Below are 20,834 nucleotides of genomic sequence, written 5' to 3'. Positions count from 1 at the left end.
AAAAAAGAATCATGAAATAGCAAAATAGTAATAGGTATATTTTTTCCCTTTTGATATTTCTCCGACTTATTTCTCCGACTTATTTATAGGATTATATAACCAGATAAAAATTTTAAAAGTAAATAACTATTCATTTATTTTGTGATAAAAAGTGGGTTAATTACATTCAAATATAATAAGAAAAATTAGTGTTTTTTAATAAAATGCTGTTAAATCAGCACCTAAATAACCCAATTGACCGATTATTGAATATTCTTTATATTTTGATAATGTAGAGAGCTTTTTTAGAAGTGGTTTGGATATGAACGATTAAATCGATTTTAATAGATTCATATGAGAAGTCGCTTTTTTTACTTTATCAGAATAGGAGAGTGTAAGATGACAGGAAAGCCTAGATTAAATAAGTATGTTACTGCGATGATGACGACAGCTCTTATTGCCGTTCCAACTTTTCAAGCGTTAGCTGCAGGGACAAGCAATAATGTTTCAAATTTAACAAATAGTAATGCTGTAGAAACGAAACTTCAAGGAATTAACGCAAAAGCAAGTACAGGAAAGCATGTGATAACTCTTATTACAGGTGATGTAGTTACTGTAACTGAGTTTGCAGATGGACAAAGTGTGATCAGTGTTGAGCCAGCGGACAAAGCTGAAGGTGGTTCACATATCATGACAGTTAATAAGGATACATATGTTATTCCAAAACAAGCGATGCCTTACTTAGCTTCAGGTGCTTTAGATCGAAATTTATTCAACATAACTGCACTACTTGCGGATGGTTATGATGATGCGTCTCAAAAGACATTACCTGTTATCGTACAATATTCAGAGTCAAAAACTCGCTCAAGCGTGAAGCCGACATTAAAAGCTTCAACAAAAACACATGAACTTGAAAGTATAAATGGAGCAGCGCTTTCTGCAGATAAGAAGGATTCGAAAGAGTTCTGGCAGGATGTTAAGAAAAATATAAAATCTGCGGATTCTACAAAATCTACAAAGTCATTAGTTGCACCTGGCATTGAAAAAATTTGGTTAGATGGACGTGTTAAAGCTACGCTTGAGCAAAGTGTTCCTCAAATTGGAGCACCTACTGCTTGGAATGCTGGTTACAACGGAAGTGGCGTAAAAGTAGCAGTTCTTGACACGGGTATCGATGCACAGCATCCAGATGTATCTGGTCAAATAAAAGAAACAAAAAGCTTTGTTCCGGATCAAGATGTACGAGATTTTCATGCACATGGTACTCATGTTGCATCAACTGTATTAGGAACAGGAGCAGCATCAGGTGGAAAATATAAAGGTGTAGCTCCAGGAGCGAGTCTAATTGTAGGAAAAGTGTTAAGCAATGAAGGCTTTGGTCTTGATTCATGGATTATTGATGGTATGGAATGGGCTGCACATAATGCCAAAATTGTAAGCATGAGTTTAGGAAGCGATGAGTCAAGTGATGGCACGGATCCGATGGCACAAGCAGTTAATAATTTAAGTGCTGAGACGGGCTCGCTGTTTGTTATTGCGGCTGGAAATACAGGTCGTGAAGGAATCGGTTCTCCTGGAGCAGCAGATGCGGCACTTACAGTTGGTGCAGTTGATAAATCAGATAATCTTGCTTACTTCTCATCACGAGGTCCACGTTTTGGAAGTGAAGGATTAAAGCCTGATCTGACAGCACCGGGTGTAAATATAACTGCTGCTCGATCTCAATATTCAACTCAAGGTAGCGGATCTTATCTTTCAATGAGTGGTACGTCGATGGCTACGCCACACGTAGCAGGAGCAGCTGCGATTCTTTCACAACGCCATCCTGATTGGTCAGGCGCACAGCTGAAAGATGCATTAATGAGTACAACTAAAAAATTAGATGATATTAAGCCGTTAGAAGGTGGAACTGGACGACTTGACGTTGCAGCAGCAACTCTTGGTGATTTGCGTGCAACAGGCTCACTTGATTTTGGTTTCTACGCTTGGCCTCATGAAAATGATGCATTGAAAGAGAAACCAATTACGTACACTAACGACAGTGATAAGCCTGTGACGTTAGACCTATCAGCGAAAATTACTGATAATAGCGATGCAGATGCACCTGCTGGCTTGTTTAAACTTTCAACGAACAAGGTAACTGTACCGGCAAAAGGTAGTACAAAAGTAAATGTAACACTTGATCCGAATGCAGCTGCTAATGGACAACGTTACCAAGGTCAGATTTCTGCAAATGTTGATGGTAAAACAGTTGTGCATACCGCATTAGCTATGATTAAAGAAGAGGAAAGATATCCACTAACATTAAAAGCAATTGGACGCGACGGTAACCCTACATTAGCGTATATCAATCTACTTGGTCCAGATGGTATTCCAGAGTTTATTGCAATTAACGGTACAACAGAATTACGTCTAAAACCAGGAACATATTCTGCAATGTCAATGATGGATGTTGACACTGACACTGACCACGCTGGGGTTGCACTTGTAGGAAATCCTGAAATTAATTTAAATGGTCCACAAACTGTTACATTGGATGCACGTAAAGCGAATGAAATTACAGCAAACGTACCAAATAAAACAGAAGCAAGTTTTAGAAAAATGGAATATTACCGTGAAATTGATGGCAACAATGTTGGTGACATCTATGTGATGCCGGCTACAGTTGATAAGATGTATGCTGAGCCAACTAAGAAAGTTGAAAATGGAAAATTTGCATTTAATACTCGCTGGAGATTGATTGAATCATATATGACAATTAATTTTAAAGGCAATGAATTAGATGATATTCCACAAGCAGGAAGTACGCCACTAGATGGAAAATACAACTTTGACGCTATTTATGTAGGTAAAGGAGCTCCAGCAGATTATAAAGGGCTAAACGTAAAGGGCAAGGCTGTGATTGTTGACCGAAGTGATGAAGTAACTGGTATGGAGCGTTCTGCAGCAGCATATGCAGCAGGGGCAACACTAGTTATTACTGTAAATGATGGACCAGAAGAAATTAGTGAATATGTTGGAGTTGAAAATGATGATTACTCACTTTCAGATTCTCCAATCGCGGTTGTAGCAATCAGTCAAACAGAAGGTAAAAAACTGATTGATGCTGCGAAGTCCAAAAAAGCAACACTCGACGTAAAAGGTACTCCTAATACGAAATACGTTTATGATCTTGTTGACAACCATGACAATGCAATTCCAAAGGACGTAACTTACTCACCTAAAGCGAGCGATCTAGTTAAAATTAATGCTGAATATAAATCAGATCAGCCTACAGCAGGTGGAGAGTTCCGTTGGGATATTCCGTCATACCGACCAAATGGAGTTGGTTACCTAACTAAATTAAATCTACCATCAGTTCGAACTGAATGGGTTTCAGCTCAAAAAGGCACTTCTTGGTATCATCAAGCTAGTGTGTTAGATGCTGCTTGGGAAGTACGCCAACCAAAAGCAACATACAAACCAGGCCAAACATTAGATGAAGAGTGGTTCTCACCAGTTGCTCGTCCTCGTTTAGGTGATGGCTTCTGGAAACCTTATCGTACAGGAAACAACTTAGTTATTAACATTCCTGCATGGGCTGATTCTGGAGTAGGAAGCACAGGTTCAGAATCTAATTATCCAGGTTCACAAACATTAAAACTATACCAAGGATCAAAACTAGTAAAAGAAGCAAAAGGACAAGCAATCTACTCATTTAATGAATACCCAACTGCAAATACGCAGTATAAAGTAGTTAGTGATGCTTGGCGCGATCCAGCTCGCTTTGATAATTCTGTAAAAACACATACAGAGTGGACATTCTGGTCTAAAGAGCAAGAAGAATATCAAACAGAACTTCCATTAATCTCGCTTGATTACAATGTAGAAACTGACATGAATGGTAATGCAAAATCAGGCCGTTGGGTCGATTTAGAAATGAAAGCTATTCAAGTAGCTGGTGCACCAGGAAACGGTAAAATGAAAGGTGCAACATTAGAAGTTTCATATGATGAAGGCAAGACTTGGGAACTTGTTGATTTAAATCGTGAAAAAGATGGCTGGAAAGCTAGAATTGAAAACCGTAAGAAGGCATCTTCTGTATCATTAAGAGCAAGTGCTTGGGATGATGCAGGAAATAGTATTAATCAGGACATTATTAAAGCTTTTGGATTGAAGTAAATAAAGAATGAGAGAGGCACCTTCCGATTGGGAGGTGCCTCTTAATGTATCAATATAAGTGCCCTTTGGTCCTTATAACTTATTTATTCAAATAAGTATATAGGCTTTTTTGTGTATATGCAAAACAGATTGAAGTTATCTATTGTTGAAACTACAAACGGATTTTGAACATGGCTTAATTAAAGATGAAATCGGACTAAACGCAAAAAAATGAAAATAACTAGTTTCCCATCATCAAAAAAGGCACCTTCCAAATAGAAGGTACCTCATAATTATTTTTGATCAGCTTTTTCAGCGTCCAATAATTCTTGCATGAATTTAAGATTATATGTATGGCTTTCTTTCAGTCTGCTGTGTCTTGTTAGTTTGATTAAGTTTTGGTAGTGAGTGATTTCTTCCTCTAGTGATGAAATGACATTTGTACGATATTCTTTTAATTCTTGTTCGTTCATTTTTCATTCCTCCTATAATAGGGATTTAATAATTTAAGTATATCACTAATATTGAAAAATAAATCAAATTTCATTATGAAAGAAGCAAGATTACACAAAATTTACAAAAGATTGTAGATCCAAGCTTTGTCGTTCCAATGCATAATGGACGGGCTGTTTTGGCAAATGTTGGAGATTATTACTCACTATCAAGGGTTCCGCATTCGGCGCAATTACCGATGTGGGATATCATGCTTGTGCGAATTGGTGCTTTGGCAACATTATCTAAGTTTATGTTGGGTGCTTCATAAGGTTATGGACTTAGTTTCTTTAGAATAAGTTTTTCTAATTTTCCCCATAAAAAAAATCCCCTCCATAATAGACGGTACGATCCTTTTTTTGACTGTCTACTATAAGGGGATAATAACACTAGTAAGATCCTTTATCAAAATATCTTCAATTTTTTTGCTTAAGTAGATCTCTAATCTCTGCTAATTGATTTTCAATGCTGGTTAGACGGCTTTGCATGTCGCCAATCTCTTGTTCGGCTTTATAATTAATTGCGAAATCGATAACGGATTCATGCTTATCGCGTACTGCCTGACGGTTTTGACTCATCATAATGACTGGTGCTTGAAATGCTGCAATAAATGATAGACATAAGTTCAACAAGATAAACGGTGCAGAGTCAAAATGAAAAGCTTTCGTGAAGGATAAGCTATTCCAAATCATCCAGGCAGCAAGTGTACAACTAAACCAAATAATAAATTTCCAACTACCACCAAATTGCGCAATTTTATCAGCGATTCTTTCAGACAATTTTGTTCGTTGGGTGTAATCACTATTTAAATGTTGCAGAATTTCTGACTCATAACGATCCACTAATCGGTCAATTCGTGATAAGTTTTCATGGTTTAAATCAATATCAAACCCTTGAATTTTTTTTGGTTTCTCAACTTGTTTTTTAACGTAAATTTGCTTCCAAATGTTGTGTACCATGTTTCCAACCTCCTCTTTTCTAGAGGAAGCCTTCAAAAGCTTATAAAAGTTGGATTACATTTTTATGATGTAATCTTCCTCGGATATTCAATTGTATGACTTCCTCTGATGTCGTCGGTAAATTATCCGACTCACCTATACTGGGACTACCCATAAAAATGTTCCACCTCACTTTTTTCGTATAAATAATACCTTTACTATTATATGACGACTTATCCGATAGGACTATACTATTTTTAAATAATTTATTATTTTCCTTTATATAATCTTATGTATTATTTGTTAGTTGCATTTGAACCTCTATAACTTCCAGCTTTCCCTTTATCTTTAGATTACTTAGAAATTGCTGAGATCTTCACGATTTTTAAGCTTGATACTTGATGATTAAAGTTACCTAAATCATTTACATCATCTGTAAGAACAATCGACGCTCCTTTATAATTTGCATCGGAAAATAAAGTGACTTGATAGCCCGGTGCAATATGAATCGAAGAAATAGTATCATTTCCAATACCTTTTATAAGCTGATCGTAATCATAATTACCAGATCCAAGTAATTCTGATGCACCACCAAAAGCATTTTCCTTATATACCGTCACAGGCATATCTACACCGTTTACGCGAAAAAACAGATCTATGAATCCAGCAGTCTCTCGTTCTGCTTGATTTAACTGAACAAGAGTCGGATTTTTAACCTCGTTTTTCCACATGGAAGAATAATAATTACTATAAGCTGCTTGCCAGAACCAATTAATGATCGTATCATTCCAAATTTGAGGTAAAACGGATTTTGCTTGTACCGCAGCTTGATGAATCCATGCTCCAGGATCAGTTGAAGCGATCCAATTATATAGACCTGAATCTGGTAGTGTCATTTGATTTTGAATACTTTCGGCATAAGTTTCAAACTTCGAATGATAGCCAGGTGCGTTATGATCAAGATTGGAAATACTTGAAGCATGTAGAGGCTGTGTTACATCTGTAAAATAGTGCAAAGATACTCCCAAGTAGTAAAATGCATTGTTAAAATCGCCTTTCTTATAATAATCTGATGCTAGATTAAAATACTTCGCTCCTGATTGACGAGCTGTTGGATAAGAAACTCCCGTATAATTTGTTTGTGTGTCTGGATCATAAAAGTGAGACATAAATGTGCCCGTATCATAAAAAGGGTTAATATGATCTGCATCGTATAAGCCCTGTTCCCAACGATCGCGAAACTGATTAAGCAGTGTTGTAGGCTTGTTTATTGCAGGATTCGTATTATCGGCAATAAGTTTGACACTGCCATTTACGATAAAATGATGTGTACTATGATCTTGATTGTGAACATCCTCGTCAGACCATGCGAATGCTTTCTGATCATTGCTGAGTAATGATGTGATTGCAAGTGCACTTCCAGCAACTAATGATAATAGCTTTTTTGATTGAATACGTTTTTTCATGATACACCTTCTTTTTTTGTTTTTTGTTGTCTTACAAGCAACAATGTTTAAGTATAATAAGTTTTTGTTAACGAGATGTTTCTATTGTGTGAAAATTTGTTAAATTTTGGAAACTATTTACCAATTCGGGAAGCAATTAGTTCTATAGTTTTTTTAACAGAGCCAAATTTTTAGGATTTATACAGAAAAAGTACATAATCCTTTTTGTGTTCCATATTAATTTAAAGACCTGCAAATTCATTTGTTTGGTGGTGAGAAAAATATGGAGATTAGTACTAGTTCTAGAGTATCTCTATCAAAAAAAGTATCCGAGGATGCAATGGTAGTAAACAATGAAATAAATGTATACGGGGTTTTTGATGGAGCAACGCCAATTACTCCATTTAAGAATCCTGATGGCATGAATGGGGCATATATTGCTTCGAATTTATTTAGGAAGTATTTTAAAAATCATTTTAGAACTGATATGACTCTATCAGAAGGAATTATTTTAGCAAATAGAAGACTGATGGAAGAAATGAAGTTAAATAAAATAGACATAAACCGTCCAGAAGAACTATGGTCAACATGTGTTGCCATTATAAAAATTGATAAGCAAAAGGTAGCATTTGCTCAACTTGGGGATTGCATGATTTTAGCAGAATACCATAATGGAGAAATTAAAATACTGACTAAAGATACTGTGAAGGAAATAAGTACAAGGGCAAAAATGAGACGAGAAAAAGAGCGGAAGCAAGGGCTGATTTTACCAGATGAATCGTACTACCATTCTATTAAAAATCAACTTATTTATAATCGAAGTATGGCTAATACAGTTGATGGTTACTCAGTTGCAAATGGAACTGAAGTTGTCGGAAACTACATTCAATTGGGATATATTGATACTAAAAATTTGAACTCAATTTTACTAATCAGTGATGGCTTATTTCACCCGAAATTTGATTTGATCCATTCTTTTAAAGTAATTAAAGAGATTGGTTTGGAAGAATATTCAAAACGATTAGAAATGGAAGAGTTGAAAAGTAAGATTCATTCTGATGATAAGACTGGGATATTAGTTCGGTTTTAATTTTAGATGCCATATTTGGGTATCTTTTTTTATGTATTAATATTGTAACAAATATAAAAGCAATGCTTATCAAACTAATGTTAGTATACAAGTGATGGTAGTTTGCGTGAGTTATGTTTCGAAACGGTTATGAGGAACAATTCTCATTTAGTTGAGGAGATTAAAGAGGAGTGATATTTAATGGATATTAAAAAGTATGTAATAGTAATGATTCCGACATTTTTAATTGTTTTTATTTTATTTTATATATTAGATAATCAATATAGGTATCTCTTGTACATACCCATTATTATTGCTTGGATTATTTATTATGTTTGGAAATTTAAAGGTGAAAAAGGTATTAAGAAAAGAGAAAACCTTAGTTAGAGATAAGTTTAACTAGGGTTTTTCTTTTTTTGTATTTTAACTCAAAAGCTGCAATTGATGTGGAAAAAGAGTATAACTATGGTTCTATTAATCTATTATTAAGTATTATATCTAAAAAAGGTGGTTCCGTTGTTGAAAAAGTGGAATTCACTTATGATAGTGAAGACAATCGAACATCTAAAAAGGTTACTAACTCTGAGGGTGACCGTACTGAATATTATTACTATGATTCGAATGGTGATTGAGTAAGTATCTCAGAACAAATTGGACAATCTTCTTCAATTGATAATTTGTTAAACTTCTATCGAGATGCATCTGGTCAGTTATTAAACTTTGAATACAAAGGACAAAGGTATGACTATGTTTACAATCAAAGAGGAGACATAGTTGCCATTACAGATGAGCTACAAGAAGTTATTGTACGCTATACTTATGATGAGTGGGGGAATCTTGAAAAAATTGATGCACCTACTGAAATCGGTTTAGAAATTGCAAATGCAAACCCATATCGATACGTTGGAAAATTTGGTGTTCAATATGACAAAGATACGAATCATTATTTTATGGGCTGGCGAGATTATGATTCAAAGATTGGTAGATACATTGTTGCGGATGAATATGAAGGTGAAGATAACAATCCGATCTCCTTTAACCGATACTTGTATGCTGAAGCAGATCCAGTAAATAATATTGATCCAGACGGTTATTTACCAAAATGGTTGAAGAAGCTTTCAAAAGGTGTAAAAAAAGGTGCAAAGGCAGCTTACAATTTTGCGATTGGGGATGACATTAAAACCTTAACAAGCAAGAAAACAAAATGGTATTATAAAGCTGGAGCAGCTGTAAGTATTGCATCTAACTTTATACCAGGAGGCGGAATTGTTTCCAAAGTTGCAAAAGCTGCGATTAAGGGGACAAGAAAAGCAGTTAAGGCTTATAAAGTAAGTAAAGCCGTTTCGAGAGCTTAAAAAGTAGTTCGTTCCTCTGCTAAAAAAATTGCATCAAAAGTAAATAAGAAACCAAAAACAGTACATGCTTCTTCAATTAGGAGTACGCCTAAAGTAGAAAACAAGGCAGCTTATAAAGTAAGTCGTGTAACAGCTAAGCCTAAACCTAAATCCATACCATCTCCTAAACCTGCTAGAGATGTGAAACAGCCAAGGCTTGTAGAAAGTAAAACACAGCATGCGGTTGCTGGTGATAATATTGGATCAATGTTACGGATAGACGGAAAGTCTGTTTCTAACGATACTGGTAAACATTCCTTATATCATTATACAAATGAGAAAGGAGCAAATGGAATAATTGATTCAAATCAATTAAATCCATCATTAAAAACAAATAATCCTAAAGATGTAAGATATGGTAATGGTCAGTATTTATCTGACATTGCGCCAGAAACAAAAACTCCCGCACAACTCGCAAAAAAATTTATAAATGTTCCAAATAAGTATAAATATACTCATTACGTGGAAATTGATGTAACTGGTTTGGAAGTAATACAAGGGCGAGATGGTGTTTTTGTAATACCAAACGAAACACCATTAGATTTAGCTGGAAGAATAGTTAGATCTGGAAAAGTTGGCGTGAAATAGTGAGGTGATATAAAAATATGAAATATATTTTAATTATTTTTGAAGAAGAAGAGTTTTGGATTGAAGTAGGTACAGATGGCTATGCATCAAGACAAATTGTTATAGATAATGATAAAAATGTTCATGTTTCATGTTGGGAAGATTGTTTAGCTGAGGGACCTATAGATGAAAATGAAATGGATGGTACTTTAAAAATAATTACACATCACGAATTTGAGGAAAAGTGGTATAAGGCTACATTAGTAAAAAGGGAATTTTGGGAATGTCAAAAGAAAAAATACCCAATTGGAAAAGAATTGCGTTTTAAAGTAGCTTTTAATTATCCCATTGGATGGTTATTAAAAGTAGAAGATTTGTTTGGAATTTATATGGGTGAATGTGATTTAAGTTATGATCAATGGGTTAAGGGTAGAGTAGTAGGCTATGATGAAATAAATATGTGGCTAAAAATATCTGATATAAATATTGATTAAAACTAAAGTGTAATGCAACCTTGGTCGGCCTATGCTGATCAAGGTTTTTTACGATGAAAACTACTCTGTTTTTCCTTTAAACATGAGAGGAGATAAAAGCACTATGGGCTGATCCATATTACAACGAATACGAACATGTAAGTTAATGATGAAAATATTTAATAGTACTTATCACAAAAGTGTAAAAAAATATTGCACATTTGATATATTTTTTTACACTTCACTCTAACATTTTTTAGTTTATAAAAATAATTTAAAATTAAATTATAAAATTAAACCCTTGTGAATCAATATATGGGGGTTTTTAATCGTTTTCATTCAAACTAACCCTAAAGAAGAATTGGCACAAATATTGCTTAATAAATCAATAAAACCCAAATTTATTAAGGAGTGACCAAAATTGACCCAAGAATTCCACCCCCTACTAAAAGGTGCAATAGAATTACATGTTCATAGTTCCCCAAGTTTATTCCCAAGAAAACAAACAGACTGGGAACTTGTAGAAGATGTGAAAAAAGCAGGAATGGCAGGTGTAGTTTTAAAAGCTCACGAGGCTCAAACTGCAGATCGCGCAACTCTTATTCGTGAAAAGGAACCTGGATTACATGTGTACGGTGGTTTAGTTTGCAACTACTTTACTGGAGGTCTATCTCCTACAGCGGTAGACGCGGCGATTCGTTTAGGAGCTAAAGTTATTTGGATGCCTACTTTTTCAGCGGAGCAGCATCAGCGATTCTTCGGTAAGAAAAAATCGAATTTCTTCAATAGTAAACGTGCATTGACTCATCCAACGGCTGGAATTGAGATCTGGGATGAGGATCGAAACATCTATCCAGAGGTTTATGAGATTTTAGAGTTAGTAGCGGAAGCGAATGTTATTTTAGCTACTGGACATTTGGAAGTGGAAGAAGTTCTTGCATTGGTTGATGCGGCGAAAGATCGAAAAGTAGAGAAAATCTTAATCCAACATACAGATCTTGGTATTGCGAGAGTTCCTTTTGAATACGAAAAACAATTAGTGAAAAAAGGCTGCATTCTTGAAAAATGTTATTTAGCAAGTAGTGAAGATTTTAATGATATTAGTACGCAAGGAATGGCCGAGAGTATTAAACAGTTAGGAGCCGAGTCATGTGTAATGGTTACCGACTATGGACAGCAGCACAATATCCCGCCAATTAAGGCATTAAGTAATTTTATTGAAGATATGTTAAGACATGGAATCACTGAAGAGGAAATCTTGACGATGGTAAATTACAAACCTAAAAAGCTGTTAGGGATTTAGAAAGGGAGAATCGAATTGGATGAAATGATTGTAAAAGAGATTGAACAATTTATCCCGTCTGATCGGATACTGACCGACCTGGCAGAGTTATATTCTTACAGTTATGATGCTTCATTTGGTGAGTATTTACCTGAGTTAGCGATTCAACCTGAAAATGCTGAGCAAATTAGTGAAATTATGAAAATAGCAAACAAGTATCGCATTCCGGTTTATCCAAGAGGTTCTGCGACTTCCTTAAGCGGAGGACCTTTGCCTGTTGAAGGCGGTATTGTTTTAGATATGACTAGAATGAATCGAAAGTTAATAATAGACCGTGAGAATCTATTAGCAATCGTATCTCCGGGAATCACGACAGGAGAAATTCATCAAAAAGCGGAAGAAGTGGGATTGTTTTATGCGCCTGATCCAAGTAGCTCGAAAATATCCACTATTGGCGGAAATATTTCAGAGAATTCGAGTGGACCAAAAGGGCTAAAGTATGGAACGACAAAGGAATATGTCATTGGCTTAGAAATCGTTACACCAGAAGGGAAAATCGTTCGAACTGGTGGGAAAACAGTAAAGAATGTGACAGGTTATGACTTAACTAGATTAATAGTAGGCTCTGAAGGGACATTGGCGATCGTTACGGAAGCGACTTTAAGGTTAATTCCAAAGCCACTCGCACGGAAAACGTTATTAGCGACATTTAGTCAATTAGTTGATTCAGGGTATGCCATCACAAAAATTTTATCATCTGGTATTTTACCAGCTGCGATGGAATTAATGGATAACGCATGTATAAGAGCAGTTGAAAATTTCAGTCCATGCGGGCTTCCAGTTGATGCGGAGGCACTTGTCATTATTGAAGTAGATGGGCATCCTTTGGCGATTGAAGAAGAAATTGAAATATGTGAAGAACTTTGCTGGAGTGTTGGTGCAACGAGTGTTCGAACGGCTAAAACCGATGAAGAAAGGGATGACATTTGGAAAGCACGCCGAATGGTATCTCCTGCGATCACACAAATGGGGCCGACGAAAATTTCAGAAGATGCGACTGTCCCTCGAAGCCAAATCCCAGCTATGATGGAAAAACTGGATCAAATTCGTAGGAAATATGAGCTCAATTTAGTTGTATTTGGTCACGCGGGTGATGGGAACTTACATCCGAATATTATTACGGATAAACGAAATATTGCGGAAATGAAACGAGTAGAAGATGCGGTTAGTGAGATCTTTGAAGCAGCAGTATCCTTAGGTGGCACACTTTCAGGTGAACACGGAATTGGTACGTTGAAGGCACCTTATATGGAGATGGAGCTTGGAGTAGATGGTCTAGATTTAATGAAAAAAATTAAAAATGCTTGGGACCCTAACCAGATCCTAAATCCAGGAAAGATTTTTCCAAAAGCAGGGCAAACAAAGGTGGTGCTCGTCTAGTATGAATCCTCCTCCTTTAAAGGAATTAGTAAAGTCGATCGAAGTCGAACCTAAAAAAGGTCATCGATTATTTGATTTAGCATATGAAGCGACCAATCAATGTATTCAGTGCGGTTATTGTTTACCCGCCTGTCCGACTTATGAATCAATGGGGAAAGAATCGGCTTCTCCGAGGGGAAGAATTAACCTCGTCAAAATGGCGGCTGAAGGTAAAATCGATGTTTCCAAGCATTTAGCTGAACCGATTGATCTATGCTTAGGATGCAGAGCTTGTGAAACAGCCTGTCCTGTAAGTGTTCCTTACGGGCATATTCTAGAATCTGCAAAAGAGGTCATTGCTGAGGAGCAAATGAAAAAAAATGAGAAAACGAGGAATGATAAAGTAAAGCAATTATTATTATCAAAAGTATTTCCATATCCGAAACGCATGAGATTCTTAGGTAATTTAACGTGGTTTTATCAAAAATCTGGAATGAGAAAAATTGTGAAAAAGACGAAGATTCTTTCCAAGATTTCAGAACCAATGGCACAATTTGAAAGCGTTCTACCAGTGATCGAATCTCCATTAAAACGTAATAAGTATGGTACTGTCATTCCTGCAAAAGGTGAAACGAAAACAAGGGTCGCGTTTTTTACAGGCTGTATATCCGATGCCATCTTAAATCGAACGAATCGATTAACGATTGAGCTACTAACTTTAGTGGGATGCGAAGTTATTATTCCAGACTCTCAAAATTGCTGTGGAGCACTTCATGCACACCAAGGGATGACAGATCAGGCTAAAGAAATGGCGAAAAGGAATATTATTGCTTTTGAGGAAGCAAACGCAACATATTTTATTAATAATGCTGGTGGTTGCGGAGCTCAGTTAAAAGAATACGACCATCTTTTAAGAAATGAAGAAGAGTGGGCAGAGCGTGCTAAGAACTTTGCTTCGACTTCCAAAGATATAAGTGAAGTACTTGTAGAATACGGACCACTTCCATTTAAGAAAGAATGGAAAGGTGTCATTACGTACCAGGATTCATGTCATTTACGAAATGTTCAAGAAGTCCAACAAGAACCAAGGACCTTATTATGTTCAATCCCTGGAGCTGACTTTGTTGAATTATCTTGTAGTGATAGCTGTTGCGCCTCAGGTGGAATTTATAATCTTTTACACTTTGAAGAATCAATGAAAATCCTAGATCGAAAAATGGAAAATGTGGAAAAGACGAAAGCAGCAACTGTAGTCACCACAAATCCAGGGTGCTTACTGCAAATGCGAGTTGGGATTGAAAGAAAGGGCTGTAGTTCTCATGTTCAAGGAGTGCATTTAGTAGATGTACTGGCTGAAGCATGTGGAATCTCTTAAAAGTTTGATTGAAAAGGAGAGTTATATGAAAGTAGGAATAGCCCAAGTTGCACCAGTTTTTGGTGATATTGAAGCGAATTTATCAGAAATGATTAATCTTATGGAGAAATATCAGGGGAAAACAGATTTACTAGTTTTTCCAGAGTTATCGTTAACAGGGTATGACTTAAAAGGTCAATTATTCGATGTAGCGTTAACAACAGATTCAAACGAAATAAAAAAGGTTTGCCGAGCATCGAGAGAGTTTGGCATGAGTGTAGTTTTCGGTTTTGTGGAAGAAGGCCTAGGAGATCAAATTTACAATTCGGCAATCATGATCCAAAATGGTCAGGTCACTTCTGTTCAACGAAAAGTATATCCGGCTAATTATGGGATTTTTGAAGAAGGTAAATATTTTTCAAAAGGAAAAAAAGTAATTACACAAAAAATCAATTCCTTTAATTCTGCGATGTTAATTTGTAATGACTTATGGCAACCGTCACTACCTCATATTGCAGCCCATCATCATACATCCCTACTAATTGGATTAATTAATAGTCCAGCTGGTGGCCTTGGCAGTCAGTATTCTAGTTCTGAAGGTTGGGAAACCGTAGGGAAGTTTTATGCAAGTATTTATGGCTGTTATGTTGTATTAGTGAATCGAGTTGGAGAGGAAAACGGAATTTCATTTTATGGAAATTCGAAGGTTTTTAATCCATATGGCAAAATAATTGCTCAATGTCCATATGGCGAACCGTCAGTTCAAATATGTGAAATCGATTCGAGTTTAGTTAGAGAAGTAAGAACGTTGCTTCCTGTCATAAGAGATGAGGATTCTCATGTAACGATGAAGCATTATCAAGAAATTGCCGAGTTGCAGTTTCGATGAAAAGGAAATGCCCTCCTTTTAGGTAGAGAGGGCATTTTGTTTTTCTCTAATAATAATTTACACGAATTTTCTAAAAATATATAATGAAATAGAGAACTTCCAATGGAGGTATTGAACTTGAAACAATTATTGCAATCTAGAATTACGAAAAGATATGTCCTACTTACATTTATTGTAGTTTTTACCTCATTAGCCTCCATTTATTATATAACGACGAATGTATTAAATAATTCGGTCCGGTCTGAGATTAAGTACCGGAACCAATTAATGAGTAAGACAATTGCTACGAAGACAAGTTTCATGATCGACAAAATGATAAATGATACCCGTGTGATCACCGAATTCGCAAAGAAGGAAAATACGCTTTCCTATCAGGGAGAAATGAATCATGTCGTCTCTAAAAATCCACTCTATTTATTTATTGATGTGCTCGATCAAAACGGATATTCAATCACGACAATCCCAAATGTTAATAATTCATATACGGTTGAAATCAATAGTATTGTTAAACGATTAGAATGGAGTAAAACCTTCTACATTTCGAATCTTTTAACCTTAGATGATGGAAGGAAAACATTTGCGGTTGCTTATCCAATTCTTGACGATAAATTAAATTATCATGGAGCGGTTATTGCTTATGTGAATTTGAGTACGCTATCAGACTATCTTTCAGAGGGCAAAATTGGTTCAAAAGGTATCAATCTATTAATCGATCGCAATGGAACAATTATATCTGATACGACTGAAAAGAATATTGGTGAATCACTATCGAATCATCATTTAGGAAAAGAGCTTAGCAAATATCGAAGCGGTATTTGGGAAGGAAAATTATTCAATAAAGAAATGCTTATTTCCTACAAGCCAATGACTTTAGGAGGAATGGGTTTGATGATCGGTGAATCGATTGATCAGGCACTTGCTCCAGCAAATCAAGTGCAAGTACTTTTACTGCAAGGCTTTTTCGTTGTTCTTTTATTAACTTTCTTATTAACGATGTTTGGAGCATTTCGCATTATTAAACCTGTCACTTTATTAACGAAACAAGCAAAGGAATATTCTGAAGGAAAAAGGGATAATTTTGAGATTCTTCATACAGGGGACGAGCTTGAGAACCTAGCAACAACGATGGGGAATATGGCGACAGAGCTTAAAAATAAAGAGAGATATTTATTTAATATAGTAGAATCGATCCCCTACGGAATTATCACGATGGATAATGAAGGTAGAATCGTTACCTTTAATAAAGGAGCCGAGGAATTGTCGAGTCATTCTAGAGAGGAAGTCACAGGTAAGTATATTATTGATGTGCCTTTTAAAAAGAATGAAGACGAATTTTTGGCATGGAAAACGATTAAAGAAGGTACTGAAATTAACGAGATGGAAAGTCATATTTATGATAAATTTGGCAATAAGCGTGACGTCCGCATATATTCTTCATTCTTTAGTGATGAATGGAAAAATACGATTGGTTCCATTTTGATTTTAAGGGATGTTAGTGATTATAAAAAAATGGAAGAGTTCGTAAAGCAAAGTGAAAAGCTTGCTTCATTAGGACAATTAACTGCAGGAATTGCACATGAAATTAAAAATCCGTTAAGCATTATACAAGCTGCAGCGGAAGCCATTCAATTAGACTTAACTGATCCTACTTTTGTAGAGGAAATGTCAGATGATATTTTAGAAACTACAGATCGACTAAACAAAATATTATCTGAATTCTTAAAATTATCAAAAGGTGAGATTGAAGAAGATTGGGAAAAGGTAGATGTAGCAGCTGTCATTGATGAGCTTCTTAATCTATTAAAAAATAAATTGATCGAACAAGGCATTTCCGTTACTAAAATATTCCAAACGGAAGAAGCTTTCGTTTTCGCTTCGCAAGGGAAGTTAAGCCAAGTATTTTTAAACATTATAATTAATAGCTTACATGCAATGGAAGATGGTGGAAGCCTATCAATCAAGTTGTCGGAGTCTAGTAATTTTTGGTCCATTGAAATTAAAGATACAGGTGTCGGGATTCCAGAATCGGAAATTAACTGGATTTTTGATCCATTTTATACAACGAAAAAGGAAGGTACAGGACTCGGATTATCCATTGCCCATGAAATTACGACGCAATTTGGTGGAGAAATTTATGCACAATCAGATGTGGGAGGAACAATATTTACGATAAAACTCCCAAAATTTGTATAGGAAAGGAGAGTAATAGATTAATGAAAAATATTTTACTTGTAGACGATGAATCGAAAATTTTAAAAATCTTAAAATCCTCGCTTTCCAAACAGGGGTATACCGTTTATACGGCGGCGAATGGGCAAGAGGCTCGAAAAAAAATGGCTGAAGTTTCCGCTAGTTTAGTCTTTTTAGATGTGAAACTCCCTGATGTATCAGGCCTAGAGCTTTTACAAGAATTTATTGGACTTTATCCTAATAAGGTTTACATTATGATGACGGCTTTTGGGAATGTAGACAATGCAGTCTCAGCAATGAAAGCTGGCGCATTTGACTACATGGTAAAACCGGTTAAATTAACTGAATTGGTCGTTGTAATTGAAAAGGCATTCGAATGGCTTGGTGTAAAAGAGGAAAATAAACTGCTTAAAGAACAGCTTCAACAATCGGAAATTTATGGAGAAATTGTAACAAGTAGTCCTCAGATGAAAAACATCATTAACTTAGTAGAACGGGTTTCCGATACGGAAGCTAATATTATGATTCAAGGAGAAAGCGGAACAGGAAAAACAAAAATTGCTAAAATGATCCATAATCTAAGTGGTAGAAAACAAGCACCATTTGTTCCAGTAAACTGTGCAGCAATTCCAGAATCATTATTGGAGAGTGAATTATTTGGTCATGAAAAGGGCTCATTCACAGGAGCTGTCGCCAGTAGAAAAGGAAAATTTGAAGCTGCAAATGGAGGGACCATATTTTTAGATGAAATTGGTGAGATTTCACCTGCTTTCCAAGCAAAGCTTCTTCAAGTCACACAGGATAAAACGTTTATGAGAGTTGGTAGCGATCTGCTTAGAACTGTTGACGTCCGAATTATTTGTGCAACGAATCGGGATTTAAAGAAATTAGTAGAAGAAGGCAAGTTTCGAGAAGATTTATATTATCGATTAAATATCGTTGACCTATATATTCCACCTTTACGGGAGCGTAAGTTAGACATTCCACTCTTAGTAGAAAAATTTCTAGATAAGTATCGTAACAAGCATCAAAAAAATTACCAAGCTAACCGAGAATTATTAAATTATTTAATGAACTATCATTGGCAAGGAAATGTACGTGAACTAGAAAATGCAATTGAAAGGGCAGTCGTTTTATGTAACGGCGAAAGACTTGTAATTGAGGACTTTCCAAGAGAAATACGTGAAATGAAGAATGAAAGTTTAATTGAGTCAGTGAATGACGATCTCCCTTTACCAGAAATTTTAGACCAAATCGAGAGAAAGTACATATTAAAAGCTCTTGATGATTCACTAGGTCAGCCTGCAAAAGCAGCAAGAAAACTTGGGATATCTAGACAAAGTCTTTTATATAAGATGAATAAGTATTTTTCTGAGAAAGTTTAGTGGAGGCTGATTTGAAGGGTTTAAATAATTTGACCTTTTGAATCAGTTTTTTTAAATGCACATATAGTACTAGATATCATTCAAATTAATGCTTAGGTGGTCTTTCTGCTGAATGAAATCCGGATGAATGGTTTGATAAGGACCGTGGACTATAATTTCAACTATTGAATATTCATAATTGATTGGGGGTCTCTAGCAATCATTAAAGCAGATCCAGTTAAACGTATTCATTATTATGAAGCTTTAGAGCTTGCTAGTATGACCGGCAAAACAGAGAATTTTTTGAAATTGGTTATAGATTGTGTAGAAGATAATTTAAGAGAATATTTAAGTATGTTTTGAATTTAGAGAACGCGGATAATCAGGGGTTAAATAAATGAATTAGTTAAAACAAAAGGATCAACAGTTTAGTTGATTCTTTTTTTGTTCTATTTTAAAGAATAAATAGTTATATAGGTCTATTAAAGAGGAGAAACTGAACGAAACTTCAATTTGGAAATATTTAGTTACAGTACTGTTTTAGCTGAAATAAGGATAATTCAGATTCGTAAATATATGATTTTTTTAGTCGATTTCGATTCCTGGGAAGTCGGCTTTTTTATCTTTTATCATGAACATAGATCAATAGAATTAATACTCAAATTGGTAACAATCTTGTTCAACTAAATTGCAGATTAGCACAATAATAATTCAAGTTAATCATAACCTTTTGAAGAGAATAATGGGGACATTATGCTAAACTGAAGAAAAGAATATTAAAGGACTGATTCAATTAATGGAAATTAGAAAACCTAACGATTTTGAACTGAAAAAGGTATTATTACTTTCTCCACAAGCTGTTTATGATGGCACGTTAGGTGAAGTAGAACCTACGAAAGAAAAAATTGACCAACTTGTTAAACCACTTTTGGAAAAGGGAAGTTATTATTTAATAGCAACTGAAAACGATAAATTAATGGGCTGGATTCTTATAGGGACAAACAAAGACCCATTTACTGATATGATTAGTGGATTTATTTACGAACTATTTGTTAAAGAAGAATTTAGAGGGAGCGGGATTTCCAAACTATTAATGAAAGCAGGTATTGAACAACTAAAACAAGATGGATACTCAGAAATCCGTTTAAGTGCATTTGCAGGGAATCAAGCAATTAAACTGTATGAAAAATTGGGATTTAGCATTAGGACAGTCACTATGAGTTTGCAGTTATAAGAAAATAATTTATTCCACTAACTGATGCGATTCTTCAATAGAAGATCGCTTTTTACTTTTCAACATAATGGCAGTTTAGTGCAATAAGAGATGGTATAATTTTATATAAATAAGTGACAAAAACAAGTGATTGAAGGGTCAATGACGAGGTAATAAAACATGAAAAATTTAGTGGAGCTAAGAGATATATTGATTAATGCAAGTGACTACCAATGGAACGACTCTCTATTTTTAACAAATGGAGAGAAATGGGATTTGAATTCTTCTTGTTATTTATTTGATCTAGACAAATTGGATGATAATGAAGAAATACCTAAATTTGCTACTCAAAACAATTATTGTTATGTACTTAATATGGTGGATATTCAGGATATTGTAGACAATGTTAAGCAACAAAGACCAGATTGTTCTGAAATAGATTTATTTGAGGCATTTCTGTACTATTTTAAAAATGATGCTTTTATTTCTTTTAATTAAACTGAACTGTTGTACAACTAACGCAAGCGTTAGTTGGGTAAAAAAAGAGAGAAACTCACAGAATAAGTTTCTCTAAAAATAGGTGATATTGGTAAAAAATTAAAACAAGAAATGTAATATTATTATAT

18 protein-coding genes are annotated in these 20,834 nt (G+C 35.2%); 15 read left to right on the top strand and 3 right to left on the bottom strand.

All coding sequences use genetic code 11. The features are described 5' to 3' along the window. Positions 1–378: 378 nt before the first annotated feature. A complete protein-coding gene (locus tag CN946_RS06465) occupies positions 379–4,140 on the top strand; it encodes a S8 family serine peptidase (RefSeq protein WP_098860393.1) in 3,762 nt (1,253 codons plus the stop codon). A gap of 272 nt (positions 4,141–4,412) precedes the next feature. Here CN946_RS06465 and CN946_RS06460 read toward each other — a convergent pair whose 3' ends face one another. Then, positions 4,413–4,592, bottom strand: coding sequence for a hypothetical protein (locus tag CN946_RS06460; protein ID WP_098860392.1), 180 nt, complete (start codon positions 4,590–4,592; stop codon positions 4,413–4,415). Positions 4,593–4,750: 158 nt separating this feature from the next. Between CN946_RS06460 and CN946_RS23755 the strand changes: the two genes are divergently transcribed. Continuing rightward, positions 4,751–4,882 carry a hypothetical protein gene (locus CN946_RS23755; RefSeq protein WP_286133843.1) on the top strand — a complete coding sequence of 44 codons (132 nt, stop codon included), beginning with the start codon at positions 4,751–4,753 and terminating at the stop codon, positions 4,880–4,882. 145 nt (positions 4,883–5,027) lie between these two features. Here CN946_RS23755 and CN946_RS06455 read toward each other — a convergent pair whose 3' ends face one another. Further along, entirely contained in the window at positions 5,028–5,570 is a 543-nt protein-coding gene (locus CN946_RS06455; RefSeq protein WP_098860391.1) for a DUF1003 domain-containing protein, read from the bottom strand. A gap of 332 nt (positions 5,571–5,902) precedes the next feature. Then, positions 5,903–7,015: a zinc dependent phospholipase C family protein gene (locus tag CN946_RS06450; RefSeq protein WP_098860390.1), complete on the bottom strand. Its 1,113-nt coding sequence runs from the start codon at positions 7,013–7,015 to the stop codon at positions 5,903–5,905. Between the two features lie 262 nt (positions 7,016–7,277). Between CN946_RS06450 and CN946_RS06445 the strand changes: the two genes are divergently transcribed. The 13 genes from CN946_RS06445 (at position 7,278) to CN946_RS06380 (ending at position 20,706) form a co-directional block, all read left to right on the top strand. Then, a complete protein-coding gene (locus CN946_RS06445; protein ID WP_098860389.1) occupies positions 7,278–8,084 on the top strand; it encodes a protein phosphatase 2C domain-containing protein in 807 nt (268 codons plus the stop codon). 395 nt (positions 8,085–8,479) lie between these two features. Continuing rightward, the gene (locus tag CN946_RS06435) at positions 8,480–8,695 is read left to right on the top strand and encodes a hypothetical protein (protein ID WP_098860387.1); all 216 of its coding nucleotides are present in this window, start codon (positions 8,480–8,482) and stop codon (positions 8,693–8,695) included. 45 nt (positions 8,696–8,740) lie between these two features. After that, a complete protein-coding gene (locus CN946_RS06430; protein WP_176547233.1) occupies positions 8,741–9,418 on the top strand; it encodes an RHS repeat domain-containing protein in 678 nt (225 codons plus the stop codon). Positions 9,419–9,598: 180 nt separating this feature from the next. Next, the gene (locus tag CN946_RS06425) at positions 9,599–10,045 is read left to right on the top strand and encodes an HYD1 signature containing ADP-ribosyltransferase family protein (RefSeq protein WP_218012642.1); all 447 of its coding nucleotides are present in this window, start codon (positions 9,599–9,601) and stop codon (positions 10,043–10,045) included. 17 nt (positions 10,046–10,062) lie between these two features. After that, positions 10,063–10,518, top strand: a complete 456-nt coding sequence (locus CN946_RS06420) for a hypothetical protein (RefSeq protein ID WP_098860385.1) — start codon at positions 10,063–10,065, stop codon at positions 10,516–10,518. 400 nt (positions 10,519–10,918) lie between these two features. After that, a complete protein-coding gene (locus CN946_RS06415) occupies positions 10,919–11,800 on the top strand; it encodes a DUF6282 family protein (protein WP_098860384.1) in 882 nt (293 codons plus the stop codon). Positions 11,801–11,824: 24 nt separating this feature from the next. Beyond that, the gene (locus CN946_RS06410) at positions 11,825–13,219 is read left to right on the top strand and encodes an FAD-binding oxidoreductase (protein WP_098860490.1); all 1,395 of its coding nucleotides are present in this window, start codon (positions 11,825–11,827) and stop codon (positions 13,217–13,219) included. A 1-nt stretch (position 13,220) separates the two neighbouring features. Then, positions 13,221–14,573, top strand: coding sequence for a (Fe-S)-binding protein (locus CN946_RS06405; protein WP_098860383.1), 1,353 nt, complete (start codon positions 13,221–13,223; stop codon positions 14,571–14,573). 25 nt (positions 14,574–14,598) lie between these two features. Then, a complete protein-coding gene (locus CN946_RS06400) occupies positions 14,599–15,441 on the top strand; it encodes a nitrilase-related carbon-nitrogen hydrolase (protein ID WP_176547232.1) in 843 nt (280 codons plus the stop codon). A gap of 117 nt (positions 15,442–15,558) precedes the next feature. Beyond that, positions 15,559–17,634 (top strand): sensor histidine kinase, encoded by a 2,076-nt coding sequence (locus tag CN946_RS06395; RefSeq protein ID WP_098860381.1) that lies wholly within the window; start codon positions 15,559–15,561, stop codon positions 17,632–17,634. Positions 17,635–17,654: 20 nt separating this feature from the next. Continuing rightward, a complete protein-coding gene (locus CN946_RS06390; RefSeq protein WP_098860380.1) occupies positions 17,655–19,016 on the top strand; it encodes a sigma-54-dependent transcriptional regulator in 1,362 nt (453 codons plus the stop codon). 775 nt (positions 19,017–19,791) lie between these two features. Continuing rightward, a complete protein-coding gene (locus CN946_RS06385; RefSeq protein WP_098860379.1) occupies positions 19,792–20,229 on the top strand; it encodes a GNAT family N-acetyltransferase in 438 nt (145 codons plus the stop codon). Positions 20,230–20,388: 159 nt separating this feature from the next. Then, positions 20,389–20,706 (top strand): DUF7716 domain-containing protein, encoded by a 318-nt coding sequence (locus tag CN946_RS06380; RefSeq protein ID WP_098860378.1) that lies wholly within the window; start codon positions 20,389–20,391, stop codon positions 20,704–20,706. Positions 20,707–20,834: the final 128 nt, after the last annotated feature.

Origin of the sequence: Bacillus sp. AFS053548 (assembly GCF_002575105.1) — a bacterium.
In the GTDB taxonomy this organism is placed as follows: domain Bacteria; phylum Bacillota; class Bacilli; order Bacillales; family Bacillaceae_G; genus Gottfriedia.
This window is presented reverse-complemented; position numbering and strand designations above follow the sequence as displayed.